1 protein-coding gene is annotated in these 1,374 nt (G+C 66.3%); it reads right to left on the bottom strand.

The features are described 5' to 3' along the window. Nucleotides 1–266 precede the first annotated feature (266 nt). Nucleotides 267–1,298 (bottom strand): IS110 family transposase, encoded by a 1,032-nt coding sequence (locus tag AUL28_RS16770; protein WP_062234760.1) that lies wholly within the window; start codon nt 1,296–1,298, stop codon nt 267–269. Nucleotides 1,299–1,374 lie beyond the last annotated feature (76 nt).

The raw sequence follows: 1,374 nt of genomic DNA, 5'->3' as shown, positions 1-1,374 counted from the left end.
GGGTTTCCATCTGTGGACGCCCCCTTGGGCGCAAGTAGTTTTTGTAGGGTTGGCACGATGTCGGATGCTGCCATCTGTCCGGCCTCTGATGCAGCGCTTGGCTGCGGGCCCGTATGGGAGTTCGCGGACCGGAACCAAAACACCCACGGCGTGCTCGACGGCACGGTGGAAACCACTGGTTCTTCCGGCCCCGTCTCGCCGACTGTTGCGCCATACCCTCCTTCGACCGACCTCGCGTCCCGACGGCCTCTGGCGACGACCTCGGCTTACGCCGTGACCGCCGTCGGAGCTCGGTAAGTTCCACCCTTCGCCAGAAGGGCCCAGACGATCCGCGCCATCTTGTTGGCGAGTGCCACCATCACCAACATGCGCGGCTTGCGCGCCAGCATCTGCTCCAGCCACGATCCCTTCACTGTCCCGCGCCGGGTGGCCTGGAGGATCACCGCGCTGGCTCCGATGATCAGAAGGCGCCGCAGCGTTCGCTCGCCCATCTTGGAGGTGGCGCCGAGCTTCTGCTTGCCGCCCGTGGAGTGCTGCGTCGGCGTCAGTCCGACCCAGGCGGCAAAGTCCCGTCCCTTGGCGAACGTCTCGGCTGCGGGCGCCAGAGCTATTAGCGCAGTCGCGGTGATGGGCCCGATCCCGGGGATGGTCATCAGCCTTCGCGCCGTCTCCTCCTCGCGGGCGCGCTGGGCGATCTCCTTGTCGAGAGCGGCGATGCGCTCGTCGAGATCGGCCAGGAGGTCGAGCATGACACGGAACATCGAGAGCGCCGCTGGAGGCAACGAGGCTCCCATCTCGTCCTCGAGAAGATCGCCGAGCATCGAGACGTAGGCAGGACCCTTCGGGGCGACCCAGCCGTACTCGGTCAGGTGTCCCCGGATGGCATTGATGAGCTGGGTACGCTGGCGAACCAGAAGATCGCGGGTTCGGAACACGAGCGCCGACGCCTGCTGCTCCTCGCTCTTCACGGCCACGAAGCGCATGGTGGGACGCTGGGCCGCCTCGCAGATCGCTTCGGCATCCACCGCATCGTTCTTGTGCCGCTTCACGAACGGCTTCACGTAGGCTGGCGGGATCAGCCGAACCTCATGGCCCAGCGCCGTCAGCTCGCGGGCCCAATGATGGGCTCCGGCGCACGCTTCCAATGCCACGGTGCAGCGCGGCTGCGCGGCAAAGAAGGCAAGCAGCTTCGCCCGCGTCAGGCGCTTCGAGAACACGCCCCGGCCGCGCTCATCGGCGCCATGGGCGTGGAACACGGTCTTCGCGATATCCAGGCCGATCGTGGTAACCTCGGACACGGACGCCTCCTGTGAATGAGTTGAAACACCCATTCTGGCACAACGATGCCGTCGGGGGCGTCCACCCCATCACCCC

It is taken from the genome of Aureimonas sp. N4 (genome assembly GCF_001463925.1).
Taxonomy (GTDB): domain Bacteria; phylum Pseudomonadota; class Alphaproteobacteria; order Rhizobiales; family Rhizobiaceae; genus Aureimonas; species Aureimonas ureilytica_A.
The sequence above is the reverse complement of the archived record's forward strand: the minus strand, read 5'-3'. Positions and strand labels throughout refer to the sequence as shown.